This is a genomic window from Pedobacter sp. T50_32 (genome assembly GCF_057652195.1).
Window position 1 is genome coordinate 261,369 of record NZ_JBYFBY010000006.1, and the last position, 18,492, is coordinate 279,860.

Annotated in this window: 18 protein-coding genes; 8 read left to right on the forward strand and 10 right to left on the reverse strand. The window is 37.5% G+C overall.

What is annotated here, in order from left to right; genetic code table 11:
- Nucleotides 1–17: 17 nt before the first annotated feature.
- Nucleotides 18–1,103: a hypothetical protein gene (locus tag AC23ME_RS17760; protein ID WP_487729102.1), complete on the reverse strand. Its 1,086-nt coding sequence runs from the start codon at nucleotides 1,101–1,103 to the stop codon at nucleotides 18–20.
- A 256-nt stretch (nucleotides 1,104–1,359) separates the two neighbouring features.
- Between AC23ME_RS17760 and AC23ME_RS17765 the strand changes: the two genes are divergently transcribed.
- The gene (locus AC23ME_RS17765) at nucleotides 1,360–1,932 is read left to right on the forward strand and encodes a thymidine kinase (RefSeq protein WP_487729103.1); all 573 of its coding nucleotides are present in this window, start codon (nucleotides 1,360–1,362) and stop codon (nucleotides 1,930–1,932) included.
- A 60-nt stretch (nucleotides 1,933–1,992) separates the two neighbouring features.
- On the opposite strand, the gene AC23ME_RS17770 is transcribed toward AC23ME_RS17765, so the two are convergent.
- The 4 genes from AC23ME_RS17770 to AC23ME_RS17785 form a co-directional block, all read right to left on the reverse strand.
- On the reverse strand, nucleotides 1,993–4,836 hold the full coding sequence (locus AC23ME_RS17770; RefSeq protein WP_487729104.1) for a S8/S53 family peptidase: 2,844 nt from the start codon (nucleotides 4,834–4,836) through the stop codon (nucleotides 1,993–1,995).
- Between the two features lie 118 nt (nucleotides 4,837–4,954).
- Nucleotides 4,955–7,411 carry an outer membrane beta-barrel protein gene (locus AC23ME_RS17775; protein WP_487729105.1) on the reverse strand — a complete coding sequence of 819 codons (2,457 nt, stop codon included), beginning with the start codon at nucleotides 7,409–7,411 and terminating at the stop codon, nucleotides 4,955–4,957.
- Between the two features lie 17 nt (nucleotides 7,412–7,428).
- Nucleotides 7,429–9,003: a M56 family metallopeptidase gene (locus AC23ME_RS17780; protein ID WP_487729106.1), complete on the reverse strand. Its 1,575-nt coding sequence runs from the start codon at nucleotides 9,001–9,003 to the stop codon at nucleotides 7,429–7,431.
- 30 nt (nucleotides 9,004–9,033) lie between these two features.
- Nucleotides 9,034–9,426: a BlaI/MecI/CopY family transcriptional regulator gene (locus tag AC23ME_RS17785; protein ID WP_487729107.1), complete on the reverse strand. Its 393-nt coding sequence runs from the start codon at nucleotides 9,424–9,426 to the stop codon at nucleotides 9,034–9,036.
- 240 nt (nucleotides 9,427–9,666) lie between these two features.
- On the opposite strand from AC23ME_RS17785, the gene AC23ME_RS17790 reads away from it, so the two are divergent.
- Both AC23ME_RS17790 and AC23ME_RS17795 read left to right on the forward strand, forming a co-directional pair.
- On the forward strand, nucleotides 9,667–10,080 hold the full coding sequence (locus tag AC23ME_RS17790; RefSeq protein WP_487729108.1) for a VOC family protein: 414 nt from the start codon (nucleotides 9,667–9,669) through the stop codon (nucleotides 10,078–10,080).
- A gap of 119 nt (nucleotides 10,081–10,199) precedes the next feature.
- Nucleotides 10,200–10,637 carry an SRPBCC family protein gene (locus AC23ME_RS17795; RefSeq protein ID WP_487729109.1) on the forward strand — a complete coding sequence of 146 codons (438 nt, stop codon included), beginning with the start codon at nucleotides 10,200–10,202 and terminating at the stop codon, nucleotides 10,635–10,637.
- A gap of 118 nt (nucleotides 10,638–10,755) precedes the next feature.
- Here AC23ME_RS17795 and AC23ME_RS17800 read toward each other — a convergent pair whose 3' ends face one another.
- On the reverse strand, nucleotides 10,756–12,975 hold the full coding sequence (locus tag AC23ME_RS17800; protein WP_487729110.1) for an NADP-dependent isocitrate dehydrogenase: 2,220 nt from the start codon (nucleotides 12,973–12,975) through the stop codon (nucleotides 10,756–10,758).
- 189 nt (nucleotides 12,976–13,164) lie between these two features.
- Here AC23ME_RS17800 and AC23ME_RS17805 point away from each other — a divergent pair, with 189 nt between their 5' ends.
- Nucleotides 13,165–13,299 (forward strand): hypothetical protein, encoded by a 135-nt coding sequence (locus tag AC23ME_RS17805; protein ID WP_487729111.1) that lies wholly within the window; start codon nucleotides 13,165–13,167, stop codon nucleotides 13,297–13,299.
- Nucleotides 13,300–13,365: 66 nt separating this feature from the next.
- Entirely contained in the window at nucleotides 13,366–14,130 is a 765-nt protein-coding gene (gene map, locus AC23ME_RS17810) for a type I methionyl aminopeptidase (RefSeq protein WP_487729112.1), read from the forward strand.
- Between the two features lie 300 nt (nucleotides 14,131–14,430).
- Here the strand turns inward: map and AC23ME_RS17815 are convergent, their stop codons facing one another.
- Nucleotides 14,431–15,051 carry a hypothetical protein gene (locus tag AC23ME_RS17815; protein ID WP_487729113.1) on the reverse strand — a complete coding sequence of 207 codons (621 nt, stop codon included), beginning with the start codon at nucleotides 15,049–15,051 and terminating at the stop codon, nucleotides 14,431–14,433.
- A 192-nt stretch (nucleotides 15,052–15,243) separates the two neighbouring features.
- Between AC23ME_RS17815 and AC23ME_RS17820 the strand changes: the two genes are divergently transcribed.
- Together AC23ME_RS17820 and AC23ME_RS17825 are read left to right on the forward strand one after the other, a co-directional pair.
- On the forward strand, nucleotides 15,244–15,744 hold the full coding sequence (locus tag AC23ME_RS17820) for a DUF4142 domain-containing protein (RefSeq protein ID WP_487729114.1): 501 nt from the start codon (nucleotides 15,244–15,246) through the stop codon (nucleotides 15,742–15,744).
- Nucleotides 15,732–15,854 carry a hypothetical protein gene (locus AC23ME_RS17825; RefSeq protein WP_487729115.1) on the forward strand — a complete coding sequence of 41 codons (123 nt, stop codon included), beginning with the start codon at nucleotides 15,732–15,734 and terminating at the stop codon, nucleotides 15,852–15,854. The genes AC23ME_RS17820 and AC23ME_RS17825 overlap by 13 nt, the downstream gene beginning before the upstream one ends.
- Before the next feature lie 61 nt (nucleotides 15,855–15,915).
- Here AC23ME_RS17825 and AC23ME_RS17830 read toward each other — a convergent pair whose 3' ends face one another.
- From AC23ME_RS17830 to AC23ME_RS17840, 3 genes are all read right to left on the reverse strand, one after another.
- Nucleotides 15,916–16,500 (reverse strand): HD domain-containing protein, encoded by a 585-nt coding sequence (locus tag AC23ME_RS17830; protein WP_487729116.1) that lies wholly within the window; start codon nucleotides 16,498–16,500, stop codon nucleotides 15,916–15,918.
- 236 nt (nucleotides 16,501–16,736) lie between these two features.
- Nucleotides 16,737–17,051 carry a hypothetical protein gene (locus tag AC23ME_RS17835; RefSeq protein WP_487729117.1) on the reverse strand — a complete coding sequence of 105 codons (315 nt, stop codon included), beginning with the start codon at nucleotides 17,049–17,051 and terminating at the stop codon, nucleotides 16,737–16,739.
- A gap of 147 nt (nucleotides 17,052–17,198) precedes the next feature.
- The gene (locus AC23ME_RS17840; RefSeq protein ID WP_487729118.1) at nucleotides 17,199–17,450 is read right to left on the reverse strand and encodes a hypothetical protein; all 252 of its coding nucleotides are present in this window, start codon (nucleotides 17,448–17,450) and stop codon (nucleotides 17,199–17,201) included.
- A gap of 199 nt (nucleotides 17,451–17,649) precedes the next feature.
- Here AC23ME_RS17840 and AC23ME_RS17845 point away from each other — a divergent pair, with 199 nt between their 5' ends.
- Entirely contained in the window at nucleotides 17,650–18,399 is a 750-nt protein-coding gene (locus AC23ME_RS17845) for an SDR family oxidoreductase (protein WP_487729119.1), read from the forward strand.
- Nucleotides 18,400–18,492 lie beyond the last annotated feature (93 nt).

The window sequence follows — 18,492 nt, forward strand, 5'->3', positions numbered from 1 at the left end:
TTAGGAGGTTTAAGAGGTTAATCCTTAAATCTTCTATTCAACAATAAATAGAATTTATCTACCGTAGCCTGTTTATCTGCCCAGTTATTCTTTGCAGCATAGTTCTTTTGGAAGAAGTTATCAGCTGCATCAAAATTTGGCATTTTGTTGGCAATATCAATTGCTTCAGCGTAAGCTAAATTATAGCCATTAAACAGGTCTTTAATGTAAAGTAGTTTATCGTTCAGGTTTATTGCCGATTTCAAATCAGTAATTGTACTGCCTGATGTTTCATTTAATCTAGTACCTGTATTCTTACCAGCAAGAATATCATTTAGGGTAGGTTTACTGGTTTCAATCTCAACCTTCGTAGTTTCTACAGTTTCTACTACTACCTTTTTCACTTCTGCCACAACTGGAGTTGCAAGCTGCTCTATTACTGGTGTGCTTTGTACTTCTTCTATTTTTTCAACAGGTTCCTTTTCTATCTCATGCACCAAAAATGGCTCTGGTCCAATTTCATCTTCCTCCAACTCTTCCGGATCACGAATTAAGTTTTCTTTTACCTTCTTTTTGTGCTCTAGAATTAGCTCCTCTTCTTTGCTTAGTGGCCTATCAAATAACTGATCTGTGGACTTTTCTTCAAAATCAAACTTGTCGTCTTCAGAAAAACTACCATCATTCAAAATAAACTCAAAAGTATGCTCAGGTTCTTCATCGAACTTAAAAATTTCTCTTTCATGTTCAGCTAGTGGTGCTTCTTCCTCTTCTATTTCTTCTTCAATTAGGATGGGAGTTGGAGCCTCGAAGACTTCTTCATCTGGTACATTCGCAAAAGTAATTGCCTCTACTTGCTGTACATCCTTCAATTCATCACTTATTTCATCATCAATCACAACTTCTTCTGGTGTGTTTTGAGATTGCAAAGCAACTGGTAAAGCATGTAGTGGTAAATTTAATTTTTTGATGATTTGGATATGATCAGCCAAGAAATTAGCGTTAGCTAAAAACAACTCTAGTTCCAATTCGCTCAGTTGCTCAGGATTTTGAGATAAAAACTGATACTGTTCATTCAATTCGTTGAGTATGTTTCCTAATTTCTTGAAAAGAGCTTCTTGTTTCATCTGTTGCATTTTCTTTAACGGCCAGCCATGTACGACCCAATTATCCTAACAATTATTAAATCATAAAGTTGTAACGAAAATTTCGGGGTTTTATGTTAATAATTCAGCCAAAAATACTATAAAAATCTTTTATATTTTCTCTTGATGAATATATCTTGTTATGGTCTAGGAGAGAACGTTAAATTGAGCTTATACACTAACAGATTATATTGCATATCAAAGCAAATTTATCTAAGTTTGGCTAAAAATACCTTACATGTTATTTAGCGAACAAAACTTTAGACGGGGAGAATTTAGTGGTAGTATTGAAGTAATTTGTGGTTCGATGTTTTCTGGCAAGACTGAAGAATTGATCAGAAGGCTGAAAAGAGCCCAAATCGCTAAGTTAAATGTAGAGATTTTTAAACCGAAGACAGACACACGTTACGATGATACCGCTGTTGTATCTCACGACAAAAACGCTATTCAATCTACTCCCGTTGATAGCTCGGCTGCGATTTTACTTTTAGGCACAAACACCCAAGTTGTAGGCATAGATGAGGCTCAATTTTTTGATGAAGAACTGCCAGAGGTTTGCAATACATTGGCTAGAAAAGGAATTAGAGTGATTATTGCAGGTTTAGATATGGATTTTCTAGGGAAGCCCTTTGGGCCTATGCCTGCTTTAATGGCTATTGCAGAACATGTAACTAAGGTAAATGCTGTCTGTATGCAATGTGGTAGCCCAGCGGTGTATTCTTATCGCACCGCAGCTAGCGAATCGAGAGTTTTGCTAGGAGAAAAAGACAGTTACGAACCTCGTTGCAGAGCTTGTTTTAATGCTATGTAGCAATGAAGTAGGTAAATCATCCATTGCAAATTAATAATGGCTAATGAACCAATGAATTGCTTACCTGGCCACTACCATTTTCTTTGCTTGCTTAAAGTTTGAAGCATTTACGCTGTACGTATAAATTCCATTAGGGAAGCGACTAGTATCAACATAAAAACGATAGCTACCTGCTTCAAACACACCATTTACGATACTGCTCAGCTTCCTACCGTCAATATTATAAATTGTAATTTCTAATGCGGTTTTTTCTGGTAAATCTACAGGTAGATAAGTATAGTTCTTTGCAGCATTTGGATAGTTTTGTTTAAGCACATATTCGGCAGGCAACACTTTATCAACTTTCTTTTGCAAGTCGACATATTTGGTCTGTGCTGCATCTCCAACTGCTATCAGATCGTTTTTGTTATCTCCAGCTAAAAACGCATAAACAACTTTTATTGATCCACTTTTAGGGATACTGTAGGGGCCACTTCCTATGGTAAACATTACATCATAGCCATTAGCAACATCATGCCCCAAACCATTTGCCTGCACTCCAGAAGTTAGCGTTTGGTACTTCTCAGCTATCGTAAAATAATTATCTGCCAAAAAATTACCCGGCACCTGATAAGAAAGTGGATAGTAGGAGGCTGGAGCAGTTAATTTCAACAATTTAACTCCAGCAAAAGGATAACCAGCATTCTTTTTTGCATATACGTAAGCCAATTTATTAGCTGCATCGTATTGCGTAGCATTCGCTGAAGATTCGTCCAAATCCCAATCTGTAAATAAACCAGTATAGATATTTTCCAAATCTGCACTTCCTGTATTAGCAATCTCGTATTCCATGATCACATATTTATCATCGGTAGCAGTATCAAAAGCCAAACCTTTAGCCAGTATTTTTAAACCAATCGGGCTAGCGCTCCCAGCATCGGTAAAAACAGTTGTACCTTCAAAATTGGCTGTAGATGGCGATACCATTGCTGCTATTTGCTGTCTTCTAAAATCATCACTATAACTGGCATCTATCCTCGCATTGTTCATTACCTGCGTTTCAGATTTGGCAATTAAGAGCGCAGCTTCGTACAGCATATTTTCATCCTTATATACAAAACCTAAACCGGCTGTAGCATTTGGACGACTGTACCCTACCCTACCATTTGAAGTTAAAGTAGTACTAATTTTATTCACTCGAATATTGAGGTAATCTAATGCAAAAACTTCTTTAAAACTTTCAAAATCTGTGTAGGAACCATTATTACCTGTATATCTTACTGTAAAAGTAACTTCATGGTTTTCTGGTGCATTAGGTAGAACCTTAACTCTTATAGGACCAATATCCGTTTTCGTTTCTTGAGTATTGAAATTTCCTGCATTGATGTTTTGATCTAAGACTTGCACGAAACTACTATTGCTAGCTATACTGACATTTAACGAATTTACTGGAATGAGAAAATTTTTCAGGCTAAATCGCATGGTTACTTCTGTGCCTGGTGCCCTATTGCCAGCACTCTGATCGCTAATGGAAATGCTCTGGTAACGTACCGAAGCAGCCGACTCGGTTAAAGCTCTGTAAGCATTTAGTCTTCCACGGCCTAACATATTTGCATAGGTTGGATTTTTCGCATCTATCGGATCAGCAGTTGCTCGTAATATTTCACCAATTTGAATTCCTGTGTAGGTAGGATATTTTGCTTTCAACAATGCAGCCGCACTAGATACTAGTGGTGCGGCCATCGATGTGCCAGAGTAATATGAATAACTATTGTTGTACACAGTGTTGTAAATACCTTGGCCTGGAGCAGAAATATCAACATAAGTGCCGTAATTAGAAGCCGAACCTTTGGTATCATCAGCGTTTAAATTTGCTACCGCCAACACCCCATCAAAAGCTGCTGGGTATATTGGATAATCATTGCCAGAATTGCCCGCTGCAGCCACTACCAAACAGCCTTTGCTAATGGCATAATTCACCATTTCTTGGCCAAATTGTCCACCGCCTGCACCTCCCCACGAACAGTTAATGATGTGAGCGCCTTTATCGGCAGCATACTTAATGCCCTCATAACCTTTGTAAATAGATCTTGCGGCATCATCTGCACCAGCTTTTACAATCAGCAACTTTGCATTGTAAGCTAAACTAGCTACTCCTAAACCATTATTTGAAACCGCACTTGCGATACCACTTACATGCACACCATGATCTGCTGCTGAACTTTTTACATTTGGATCGTTATCTGGGATCATCGTAGATGCCGAAGCTCCACATAAATCCCAACCAGCGTAGTTGTCTATAAAGCCGTCGCCGTCGTCATCTATACCATTAACCGGATCTGCCGTGTTGTAGTAAATATTCGCAGCTAAATCTTGATGAGTGATTTCAGAACCAGTATCAACAATACCAATAATTACATTAGAGGAGTTTTTCAAAACATCCCAAGCTTGTGGCGCCCTTACCTGTGATAAATAAAATTGCGTGCTATAAGCCACATCATTTGGTGTATGCCAAGTACTATGTATGTAACTAGGTTCGGCATATGCAATGTTATCACTAACCAACAACGTATTAATTACCTTTTCTATGTTAGCATTACTTTGATATTTAATATGGTAGTAAAGCTCGAAATTATATCCATTTTTATCTGCGAGCGCTTGGTTGCCTTTCGATTGTTCCTTAAATATAGGTTCTAGTGCTGTTAGTGAAATCCCGTTTGTAGAAAGCTCTCTTGCTGTACTCTGAGTAACCACATCTAGCCTCACACCTTCTTTAAATTTAATAACAAGTGTATTTGGAAGGTAGTCTTTAGAGGTAATGCCAACAGGAAGGTTAAATGTACCCTTTTTGGACGCTCCTATGTTACCCTGCTTAAATGCAAGTAAAATAAAAATGATTAAAAGAAGAAGGCCACCCCTTTTCATCGTAGAAGCACTGAAATCACAGTATGAAGTTACTGATAATTAAGCGATAAAACAAATAGCTCTAGTCAAAAAAGTTTTAAATCTTCATTTTAATACTCAAAATTAAAGTAAACACTTTTTAATTTTTCACTCTATTCTGCTCTGTTTGTGCTCCATTGGCATTATGCCTACGTAAGTTGCTAATTGCTTTACCAAACCTGTACGTATAACTCACGGCAACTGTTGTAAAATCGCCTCTATTTCTCCAGTTGGCTTCGGTTAAATTTAAGTTGTTAATGATACCGTTAATAGCTCTAGTTTGAAAGATATCCGTTGCACTTAAACGCAGAGTGCTACTTGTAGAAAGTTTCTTTTGAACAGCCAAACCGATGTCGTAAACTTTACCGATTTCAAACTGTACGTTTCTTAATTTAGTTTGATATCTGTAGTTTACTTCTCCACTCCAGCCTTTATTTAACTTTAATTGCAATTGGCCATTGCTAGAGAAAAAACCACCTTTAGTATTTAAGAAACCTGTATAAAAATCACTTTGTGAATGAATGTAGGTGTACTGACCGAACCAATGCAAACCCAACCATTTTGCAAAATCTAAGTTTGCATCAACCGAAGCATTATAAACCTCTTGTTTACCAATATTAGCTGGTCGACTGTAGTATGTTCCATCTACAATCTCAATCGTCTCATTAACCTGATCACGTGTATGGTTATAACTTACTGCAGTGGTAATTTTGTTTTTGTACATATGCGAAAGCTCAATAGTTTGTGTAAATGACGGCTTCAAAAATGGATTTCCTACATAGTAAGTAAACTTATCTAACGGAGAAAAGAACGGATTTAGATCTTGATAAAACGGTCTGTCTATTCTTCTACCATAGTTTAACCCAAGCTGATGGGTGGATGTAGTATCTAACTTGTATGAGAAATATAAGCTTGGAAAGGCGTTGATGTAACTTCTCTTGAAACTAGAATCGGGTTTCATGATATTGCCCAACTGGTGACCTTTAGAAATAGTTCCTTCTACCCTTAAACCAGCTTGGACCGAAAATTTCTTCCCCTCCGAACTTAAGTTTAAATAAGCAGCGCTGATATTTTCACTATATAAAAAGTGGTTACTTTTATCGTAATCTGGAGAAGTTACGTTGTTAGCGGTTAAAAAGTAGCTGGCAATGTTATTGGTTTTAATGTAACTCGATTTAGCACCCGCATCCATTTTCCAATTTTTGCCTAAACCTTGCGAATAATCTGATTTTAAGCTGTAGATGTTAATTTTTGCAGGCAAATGTCCAGTTAGCAAGTCTTGCATTATCAAATTACCATTACCGTCATAGGTATCATTAAAATATTGTTGGTCTGTTCTGGTGTTGTAATTAATGTAATCACCATCAACCGTAATTTCTTTACCTGTTTTACCAAATTTATGACGATAATTGATATTAGCACCTCCATTTTTGAAGTCAACATCATCCATATTTTTGGCTACAATGCTCGAATATTTTACCCTCAATGGATGCAGTAAATTACTGGTATTGTCATTCACGTTATCAGCATTCCTTAAATTCCCTTTTAAAACTACACCCCACGTGGTAAAATCTGATTGGTAAAAATCCATTCCAGCGGTGCCGTTAAACGTATTGCCATGTCTTTGGAAATAGGAGTTTTGGTTGAAGAAATAATCTACATTACCATCGGGCTTTTTGTAAGTTCTATTTAAATCTAAATCTGTAAAAGTGTTACTCAGATTATAACCAAAGTTCCCGAAAAAATTGAGCTTGTTTTTGCGATAGTTTAGGTTGAGGCTATTATTCGATCTTGTTTTTTTACCTTGATTTAAACTAACATTAGCAGAACCGTTAAATCCAACAGCTTTATCTTTTTTTGTTTTGATATTGATGACACCTGCATTTCCAGCGGCATCATATTTTGCTGGCGGGTTGGTCATCAATTCTATTTGATCTACCATGGATGACGGTAATGACCGAAGGTAATTTTCTAGATCTGCACCAGAAAGATAGCTAGGTTTATCGTCAATAAAGATCATTACACCTGGTTTTCCTTTTAGGCTAATGCTTCCATTTTGGTCTACACTTACCCCTGGTGATTTCTCTAAAACATCAAGTGCCGAAGTACCAGCGTTAGAAATCAAAGCATCTACGTTAACTACGGTTCTATCTATTTTACGCTCTACGAAAGGTTTTTTTGATACAATATTTACCGTATTTAAGGTTTTGGTAGCGGTAGTAAGCTTTAAATCGCCTAATAGAATTTTCGAGTCGCTCTCACTAACAACAATGGCTTCGCTTCTGTAATTTAAATAACCCACCAATGCAATCCTGATTTGGTAATTACCGTTTGCCACCTTATCGAAAGAGAATTTTCCATCAGCTTCTGTAAAAACAGTTTTAACCAACACACTATCTTTAGCAGTAAATAAGGCTACCGTGGCCAAATCAAGGGGTTTAAGATCACTATCTGTAATTTTTCCGTTGATTGTTGAAGTGCTACTTTGCTGTGCGGTAGCATAAATTGAGGCAATGGCAAGCCATAGGGTCAATATAACCTTGAATTTTGATTTCATTAAAGCTTTTATTTTGTTTAACTACCGATGCGATATTGGGTATCGGCTCTGGTAATATATTTCTCTTTATATTTTTGATGTGTGTTAGTATCCTGTTTTACGCCATTCACCAACATTTCGTTTCTGTTTAAAACATAGGATGGATTTTCTCCAATTACGATGATATTATCATTTACCATATCTCTTTTAATATCTTCCCTTGCATCTTTTCCTTGATATGAAACATGAACGACTACTTTTCCATCAACCTTTACAGTGCTAGTAGTGGTAGATGTAGTTGTACTCACCGTTTTAGAAACCGGTGGCGCATAAAACTCAACCGATTTTACAGGATCAACCTTTGCACAAGTTGCAATAGCTTCATTCTTTACATCAACTTTTTTACTTGCTGGACCGGCTACTCCCAATTCCAAATCTTCTGAATAAATAACTTCCTTTTTGGAGAACTTGGCTTTGGTAGAAGTATGTTTTGGAGTTTGTATCATCCTAGTTTTCTCATCAATAGTTTCAGTAATGCTATGCGCTGTAATGGTTTGTACTTTCCTTGTAGTGGTTTTTACAATGTGTTTTGGCTTTTCACTCAATGTAAAAGCTACGCTTAATGCTAAAACCAATAACAACGACATTGTTAATATTGTCTTTTCTAAACTCCCTAAAGAAGCTTTTTTATTGAAGGCAATTCTACGGATACGTGAAATCAATTGGCCTTTGCCATTGGCCATAGACATTGCAAAGCCGGTAGCATTTAAGTTAAATTCTTGACACGACACCAATGCTTTAAGGTAACCGCTCTTATCATTAGTGCATGAAATAGCCAAATCATCGCAACAATTTTCTCGCTCTTCCTTTATTAATCGAGATAGCCACAGCACCGCCGGATTAAAGAAAAATAGCACTTCCAATACATTCTGAAAGATGTTCACCAAATAATCTCTACGTTTGATATGCGCCAATTCGTGGCTTAAAATGGCTTCAACTTCGGTTAAACTTAAGTGGTTTAGCATGCCGATGGGCATTAAAATAACTGGCTTAAAATGCCCGATAACCATAGGAATTTTAGCAATGCCGGATTGAAAAATTTGAACACTTTGTTTAATATACAGCTGTTGCGAAAGCTCATCTACTTTATGTTGCCAAAAGTTACCAGCATCGAAAATTTTTGTATGTTTCAAATGATGAACACCTTGCAAGCCAAGCAGCAGCCTTACCGCCTTCATAAGAATAATACCTAACCACACCAGCAGCAGCTGATTAGCATAAGTGCTTAAAGTAGTGACAACAGTAGCTATATCGTTAACAAAATTGTATTTAAATGTGGAATTTGAGTTTGAAACATCTCTATTTAAAAAAGCCGAAAAAAGATTAACGTTGTTTAGCGACTGATAGAAAACAACAATCATAACAATAGAAAACGTACCCAGCAAACCTGTAAGCAGATTATATTTTAAGGCTGGCGAGCTATTTTTTGTACCCAGAACAATAGCTCCAACTAGCAGCGTCATCAGCAACCCTATCCATAAAGAATGAAACAAGGTGCTGTAAAGTGCATTAACCCAGTCTGCAGGTAAAAAGTTTAACCATTGAAAGTCCATAATTGTGGTTCCGTTAATATTTTAAATTTGTTACTTCTCTAAGTCTTTCAGCATTTTCTTAATCTCCTCCAATTCCTCCCTCGTAGTTTTTTCATTGCCCAAAAGCTGCATTACCAAATTAGTAGTAGAGCCTTTGTACAAAGTATTCACAAATCTGTCCAATAGTTGATCTTTGGTTTTAATTTCGGCTTGTACAGGTGCATAAATGTGTTTCATCTGGCTTTCGTCACGCTTTAAAATCCCTTTTTCGGCCATGATCTGCATTTGCTTTAAGGTAGAAGTATAATTTACATCTCTTTGCTTGTTAAGCTCGTCATTTACGAAACGGACAGTGCTTGCGCCATATTCCCATAAAACCTGTAAAATCTCTAACTCTGCTCGGGTTGGTTCTGGTATTGAATTATTCACGTTATTCTGTTGCATAAAACAAAGGTAGGATAACTTTCGTACGAAGCAAATTTTCATCGAATTTTTTATAACTTCAACTATTAGAGGCATAAAAAATCTTTTTGTTGCATGACTAGGAATTTATTTTTTTAACATAGAAATTGATATCCAATAAGTAAAGAAAGTCTTTTACAACCCTTTCTATTGTCGTTTTTAACCCGAAGCAAACTGGCTTTTTTGGTGAAATTTGATTAACTTAACTTAAACAATAAAACCATGACTAAAGAAATTTGGCTTAACCTGCCAGTTAAAAACATCCAGAAAACCACTGACTTCTTTACGAGAATCGGTTTTACTTTAAACACGCATGCGCCACAAAGTGCCACCATGGCTTCTTTTAAAATTGGGCAAAAGGATTTTATCGTTAATTTTTTTACCGATGAGGTGTTTAACAGCTTTACTCCTTTTAAAATAGCTGATTTAGAAAATAAAACGGAATGTTTGATTTCTATCGATGCGGAAAACCCTACGGAAGTAGATGAGATTTTAGCGAAAGCTGAGGCTGCAGGTGCTTACATTTACGCTAAAGGTGGCGAAAAAGATGGTTGGATGTATGGTGGCGGTTTTACTGATTTAGATGGACATAAATGGAATGTCTTGTTCATGGATTTTAGTAATTTCAATCAATAAAACTAATTAATACCACAGATGCAAAGATTTTATTGATACAGAAAAGCAAAAAACCAAATTATTAATGCTGTTGATCAGATTTTTTAAAATCTGTGCATCTATGGCTAAAACCAAATATTATGGAAAGAATATATTTCAAAATCGAGATTGATGCGCCTAAAGAAAAAGTATGGAATGTACTTTTAGGAGAAACAACCTATCCAGTTTGGACTGCTCCCTTTGCTGAGGGCTCTAGAGCAATAACCGATTGGCAAATAGGAAGCAAGGTTTTGTTTGTGAATGCGGAAGGTGATGGAATGATTTCTAAAATTGCCGAACATATACCTAATGAATACATTTCCATTCATCATTTAGGCATGTATATGAATGGGGTGGAAGACTATGATAGCGAAGAGATAAAAAAATGGGCAGGCGCTATTGAAACTTATAAGTTAAGCACAAAAGACGGCAAATCTTTATTAAGTGTAGAATTGGATACTACCGAAGAGCATAAAAGCTATTTTGAAGAAAAATGGCCAGTAGCACTGGAAAAGGTGAAGGAATTGTCGGAGGGCTAGACAAAATCGTGATTGCGAAAGATTGCTGCGTCGTTTCATTCCTCGCAATGACGAAATGGGAACATAAAAAATCCTCCGGTGAATTACCGGAGGATTTCTATATAACATTTAAATGCTACTACAAACCTGCCAAAGCATTATTCAACGTAGCACTTGGACGCATTGCTTTCGAAGCTAATTCGTCGTTAGGGTTGTAATAACCACCAACATCTTGAGCCTTTCCTTGCGCTTCAATCAATTCAGCAGTAATTTTTGCTTCGTTCTCTGCTAGAGTTTTTGCTAATGTCTCAAACTTGGCTTTCAAGTCTGCATCTTTAGTTTGTGCAGCTAAAGCCTCAGCCCAATAGAACGCCAAATAGAAGTGAGAACCACGGTTATCAATCGTTCCTAATTTTCTACCAGGAGATTTATCAGTTGCTAAAAACTTCGCGTTAGCCTCATCTAAGGCATCAGCCAATACTTGCGCTTTAGAGTTATCTTGAGTTTGCGCCAAGTGCTCTAAAGAAGCTTGTAGTGCCAAAAACTCACCTAATGAATCCCAACGTAAATAACCTTCTTTAACAAACTGCTCTACGTGCTTAGGGGCAGAACCACCAGCACCAGTTTCAAATAAACCACCACCATTCATTAAAGGTACAATCGACAACATTTTTGCTGAAGTACCTAATTCTAAAATCGGGAATAAATCGGTTAGGTAATCACGTAGTACGTTACCAGTTACAGAGATAGTGTCTTCACCTTTACGGATACGCTCTAAAGTAAATTTAGTTGCTTCGATTGGAGAAAGAATACGAAGATCCAATCCATTGGTATCAAAATCAGCTAAATATTTATTCACTTTTTTGATGATCTGTGCATCGTGTGCTCTGTTTTCATCTAACCAGAAAACAGCTGGAGTGCTAGATAGACGAGCTCTGTTCACGGCTAATTTCACCCAGTCTTGGATAGGTGCATCTTTAGTTTGGCACATACGGAAGATATCGCCAGCTTCTACAGCCTGTTCAAAAAATACATTACCAGCAGCATCGCTTACACGGATAGTACCGTTAGCCGCAGCTTGGAAAGTTTTATCGTGAGAACCATATTCTTCAGCTTTTTGAGCCATTAAACCAACGTTAGGTACAGAACCCATGGTAGTTGGGTTGAAGGCACCGTGTTTTTTGCAATCATCGATAGTTGCAGTGTAAACACCAGCGTAGTTTCTATCTGGGATGATAGCTAAAGTATCTTGTTGTTTGCCATCTTTATCCCACATTTGGCCCGAAGTACGGATCATTGCAGGCATTGAAGCATCTACAATTACATCTGAAGGAACGTGCAAGTTGGTAATGCCTTTATCAGAATTAACCATGGCTAAAGCTGGACCGTTAGCAATAGTAGCATCAATTGCTGCTTTTACTTCCAACTCTTGTACATGACCAGCAATTTTTGCATAAACATCGCCCAAACCGTTACGAGTATCAACTCCTAAAGATTTGAAAAGCTCAGCATATTTTGTAAAAACTTCTGCGAAATAAACCTCTACAATTGCACCAAAAATGATAGGATCTGAAACCTTCATCATCGTTGCTTTTAAGTGCGCAGAAAGTAATACGCCGGTAGCTTTAGCTTCTTCAATGGCATCAACCACAAAAGATTTCAATTTTGCCAAACTCATTACCGAGCTATCAATTACTTCGCCAGCTTTTAAGTTAGCTAAACCTTTCAATTCGGTAACTGCACCACTAGCATCTACAAAATCAATCTTGAATTGGGTATCGTTTTCACCCGTTGTAGATTTTTCAGAACCATAGAAATCGCCATCGTTCATGTGAGCTACTTTGGTTTTAGAATCTGATGACCAAGCACCCATTGAGTGTGGATTAGCTTTTGCGTAGTTTTTAACCGCCTTTGGTGCTCTACGATCTGAGTTACCTTCACGTAAAACTGGATTTACAGCCGAACCCAAAACTTTTGAATATTTTGCTTTGATTGCTTTCTCTTCATCGGTTTTTGCATCTTCAGGAAAATTTGGCAATGCAAAACCTTGAGACTGCAATTCGGCAATAGCTTCTTTCAACTGAGGAATAGAAGCAGAAATATTAGGTAACTTGATGATGTTAGCTTCTGGTGTATTAGCTAAAGTTCCAAGTTCTGTCAAGGCATCTCCAATTTTTTGATCATCTTTCAAAAACTCAGGAAAGTTTGCTAAAATTCTTCCTGCTAAAGAGATATCCCTAGTTTCTACTTCAATTCCTGCAGATGCTGTAAAAGCTTGTACAATAGGCAAAAATGAATATGTAGCTAACAATGGAGCCTCGTCTGTTTTGGTATAGATAATTTTTGATGAGTTTGACATGTTTTTTATTTTATGATGTTTGAAAATAAGAAGTCCAAAAAAAAGGACTGGTTTGATAAAATCGCCTAAAGATAAGATAAACGAGCGAATTTTATAACAGGCTTTTGTTATTAATACGTTAAAACTAGTTGACAACTGTAACAATTCAATCGGCTTATCGTTCTAAAGAAAACCTAAATAAACTACATCATGAACAAAGAAGAATTACTAAAATCAAAATGGTTTAAGATTTTACTTCCCATCATTTTGCTTGTTATTGCCATTGGAATTTACCAAAATGGCTATGCTTTTGGCGAATGGCTCTATGCGAAATTACATCCTTAAGACAGACCAGACTTCTTATTTTTTTTAACTTTGCATCATCATAATTTGAAGCAAAACGAAAAGCACATGTCTATTACCAACGAAGCCGAATTACAAGGAATGCAAAAAGCTAGCGAAGCAGTTGCCCTAACGCTAAAAGCGATGAAGGATTATGCAAAAGTTGGCATGAGCACTAAAGAACTAGATGATTTTGGCGGGAAGATGTTGGAAGAGTTTGGTGCTAAATCGGCTCCTTTTTTAACCTATAATTTCCCAGGCTATACTTGTATTAGCGTTGATAATGAATTTTGCCACGGCATACCAAATGCACAAAGGATTTTAAAGGAAGGAGATTTGATCAACATTGATGTTTCGGCAGAACTGGATGGCTTTTGGTCTGATAACGGTTGTTCATTCATCTTAGGAAACGACGTCAACAATCACCAGAAATTAGTTGATGCTTCGAAAGATATCCTGCAAAAAGCCATTGCGAATATTAAAGGTGGCGTACGTATTTCTGACATTGGTCATTTGATTGAAACAGAAGCTAAAAAACGTGGCTACAAAGTAATTAAAAACCTTACAGGGCATGGTGTTGGCCGCAGTCTGCATGAAGAACCACATGAGGTTGCCTGTTACAGGGATAGATTTAATTTAACACGTTTCAAGAAAAATTCGGTGGTGGCAATTGAGACTTTCATCTCTACCGACTCTACTATTGCAGAAACCTTAGCTGATGGTTGGACGATGGTTGGCAATAGAGGCGGTTACATGGCGCAACACGAACACACCATTGTAGTGACTGACGGCAAACCAATCATTCTTACAGCAATGAACGAGATTTGGGATTAGTCCATTTCATCTCATCAGTAATTAAATTAGTTCAGTAGCGCTGATATACGTTTTTGCTAGAGGCAATTACAGATCACAATCCAGCTTATTAGCGAAATAATAATGTAGATAAAGCGCATTAGACTTACGGCTTCTTGTTTTTGGCAGGTAGGGTTTTTCATCGTCTTTCTTAGGTCTTATTTTTTAGACGATGCAAAGAAAAACATAACAATTAGCGTGGTAAAAAATTTGACTACGCACATCTACGCAACCACCCAATACATCAATTAAACAGCTATTCGATTAATTTTAAGCTCAATGCTATTTATCAGGATCTTTGAGTAATCCACTCACTAAAGATTTCCATTGCGGATAAGAAAACCCTAATGTAGCCGCCCAGCCTACTAGCATATTCCGAATATTATCCGTTGTACTTGTGTTGTAAGTATTGGCTAGCTCATTACGACCATGTTCTGCGGCATAGATATGGGTTCCTATGCGTTTTACCTGAAAAGTTGAAGTAGCTTGCTCTGTAAGAAAATGGGCAGTATCGCTGTTATTAGAAAGTGGATTTGCAGCAGGTCTCACGGTTACACTAATCGTCTCGGCTCCAGGCTCGCGTTCTTCTACTATGGACTCTACCCGCACCCAGTCGTAGCCATCTCCAACGCTAGAACCTGGACCAGGAATATCAATCCGTAAATAATCTCCTTCCTCCACCAAACGATCTACCAAATTACCGTAGTTATTGGTGAGTTGAAAGTTGGACAAAGCGGTACCAGCCAAAACAGACCAATGATTAACATCGAGCAGTCGGTGTTTTGCCAATTCGAAAAAATCCATTGCAGATAATTCATCATCAAAAGAGCGCTTTTCAACCACATCCATTTGCTCGCCAATTTTTTGTGGCGGAATATTCTGATGATCTAATTCTTCTTCCATATCACGGTTAATTTTATAATGAAATTGATCTTACGCTGAAAAGTTCTTCAAAAAAAAGAAATAGGTATTTTGTGTATTAGCTGCTGGGTATTTATCGCAAAACAAACACGAAAATCCCGTAAAATGCCGATGAAATTAAAACCAAATAGTCTCATGGCTGTTGCTTTATAAGTAACCAAAAATTAAAAGAACATGAAAAAGATACTATTACTAGCAGTTTCGATGGGCTTTGCCTTAATTTCTTGTAAACAAAATCCCAATCCATCTAGTCAGAACAATCTTAACCAAATTAGGAAAGACAAGATAGATCCAGCGTTGGAAAAAGGCAGCGTAAATGATTTTGCTACTAAGGCAGCGATTGGTACCATGATGGAAATAGAAAGTAGTGCGATTATGATTAAACGCACCGAAAATAGGGACATCCAAAACCTTGCTACCATTATGGTGAGAGATCACTTAATGGCACAAAGAGAACTCAAAGCCATTGCCAAACAAAATAAGATCAGCATACCGCAGAGATTGCCTGATGATAAAAAAGCGATACTTGCACATTTAGATTCATTAAAGTTTGATGAGCGAAACCACTTCTACGCACAGCTGATGGTGAAGGAGCACGAAGCGGCAGTTAACCTGTTTAGAGCTGCAAGTACTAACGAGACACAGCCTGCACTAGCAAATAATTGCCTACACTAGAGCATCATTTAATGGAAGCGCAGCATAATTATAGAATTATGCGCATTATTAAAGGAGATAAAGGCGATATGCCGTTAAAAATTAGTCAAGACGAAGCTACGGCACACTAATCTCAAATAAAAACCGAAGGAGAATTGCTTAACCTTCGGTTTTTTAAAATATAAATCTACCTTAAAAATTCTTCCTGACTTGCTTGTGAGGCAATCCTTTTAAAGCTAACTCCAACTTTTCTATTGCCATTTGCCTCAAAGTAGCATCTCCCTGCTGTAAAGCTTTAACTTGTTGTTGATATTCTTTCAGTAATACCGCAGCAAATCCGGGATCTTGCATGGCGATGACCTCTGAATTGTCTAAAATATCGGCATATTTAATGGTTTGTGCACTGCTAGAAATTCGCTTTAACCGTTCCAATTCAGCTTCTTTTCTTATCTGTCGGTTCCAATGCGGATAATCTCTTTTAACGAATACGTCAGTAAGCTCAAGTACTATGCCTAATACATCTTTTGCTTCTTGCGGATGAAACATCGAATTTAGAAAAACTAATAATTCATCTTCGCTTACGGAAGTATCTTCTAAAACATCGTGCAGTAACGCAGCACAGAGCACTGGCAATGGTTGTTGCTGTACCATACATGTATACATTACCCTAACGGGATGTTCGATATAAGGCTCATCAACATATTTACGCTGTTGCCCAGCGTGTGCATCGGCAGCAAAAGCCGCTACTTTCATCAAAATTTCTTCGGTATGAGGCATCTTTTTAGTAAATCTTTTAACTAGTCTGTATTTTATCTTGAAAGTATCGGAACAAAATGAATAATATTAGCAGTGTTGCTCCCAAACCACCACCCGTGGCTCTTCTATTTACCTTTTTTATCGATTTTCATCTAAAATTTCAATATTAAATAAAAAAGGATGTTCAAAAGTTCGCTATCAGGTCTTTTTGAACATCCTCCTTACAGAAGCTTAAATAAAATCATCCTGAATTGCGCTTAGATGATCGTTCCATCACGCTCGTCATCATCAGCATTTGGATCAAATGTTACGTCATCCTCAAGCTCATCATCTTGCATGTCAGCGCCATCGCCACTTTGGTCGTAGTCGCTATCTGCAGTTTCATCGCGTTCATAGTCATCGGCGGCCGTTTCTTCATCTTGAGTGATCGATTGGCCAGAACCATTTAATTGATCTTCATCATCCCTTAGGATATCGTGGTCTTGACTGCCTTGCGATTGCTCACCAATGTTTTGGTTTTCTAGGTTCGAACCTTGTTCAGTACCTTGTTGCTCATTTTCTTGATAATTCATGATATTTCAACTAAAAGGTTTAGTGACAGGGACATCCCATCGGATAGGTTTAAGTAAATTATGAACTAAAAGTTTTTGCTATTAGAAAAAACAGTATTTCTTGACACTTCGAGGCGTAGATGTACGCTTCCTCTTAAGACCAACATCCTAGCCAGTACTTTCATCAAAATCTGTGGGTTCTTGGTTTTCTACATCATTTCTATCTGGATTTAACTCAGGAATTTCCCTTTCATTGGCATTTGTACCCTTTTGGTCTTCTCCACCCACTTCTTCTGCTGTAGTACCTTGATCAGCTATGCCGTCATGGGTTTGCGGTCTGTCGTCTCCATTTCCTGGACCATCAACAGGGTTATGTTGACCTTTCGGATCGTTCTTGTGTTGTGGTGCTTGATTTTCCATCGTTATCTGATTTTTGGTGAATAAGTAATCATGGCACAAAAGATATGCCCAGTATTTGTCGAAAACTAGAGGATTGGCCATCAGCTCTGCTACCTTAATATTATTCTGACAATTGGGTATTCACCTTATTAGAAGGGGTATTTAGCTTACAAACTTCTCATGTTACCAGTGGTTTTTAATAGACACAAAATCAATCATCATGGAAAAATATTTCGATACAAAACGAATAGCTAAAAAGAGAATACTCATTACAGGCGGTACAACTGGTATAGGCAGAGCTTTAGCCATTACCTTGGCAGAATTAGGTGCCAATATTGTGATTGTTGGTCGCCACCAAGATGCGATCCAAGAAACTTTAGAAGCAATTAAACATGACGATTCTGAGACCCAAGTACTTGGTGTTGCCGCCGACCTTTCTTTACAAGAAGATATTGAACGAGTATTTATGACCGTGAATGAAGAACTTGGCGGCTTAGATGTGTTAATTAATAATGCCTCATTAGGTTATGGGAGTATCACAGAAGGTAATTACAGCGACTGGGAATATATTGTAAGAACTAATCTAATAGGCTATATGGCCTGCAGTAATCATGCGCTTAAGATAATGTTAACTAAGGAAAAAGGACATATTATCCATATCGGCTCTATGAGTGCCAATACTAGAGATGGTAGTTCAGTGTATGTGGCTACCAAATCTGCCTTGCAGGGATTTTCGGAATCGTTAAGGAAGGAAGTTAATGCGAAGGGAATAAACATTACCCTAATTGAACCGGGAGCCGTTGATACCGATATGCAGGAGCAACCACAGGATGAAAAGCTACAGCAGATTGAGGACATGGAAATGCTAATGGCAGATGATATTGCGCAAAGCGTTATTTATGTGCTTTCGCAACACGAACGAACATCTATTGTAGACTTAAAAATTAAACCATTAAAACAGATTATATAACCGTCGCTTTATCAGTAGGCGCAGGAATTAAAAAGCTATTATTTAAGCCATCAAAGCGTAATTTGCGTATCTTATATAAAAATGTTAGCTTAG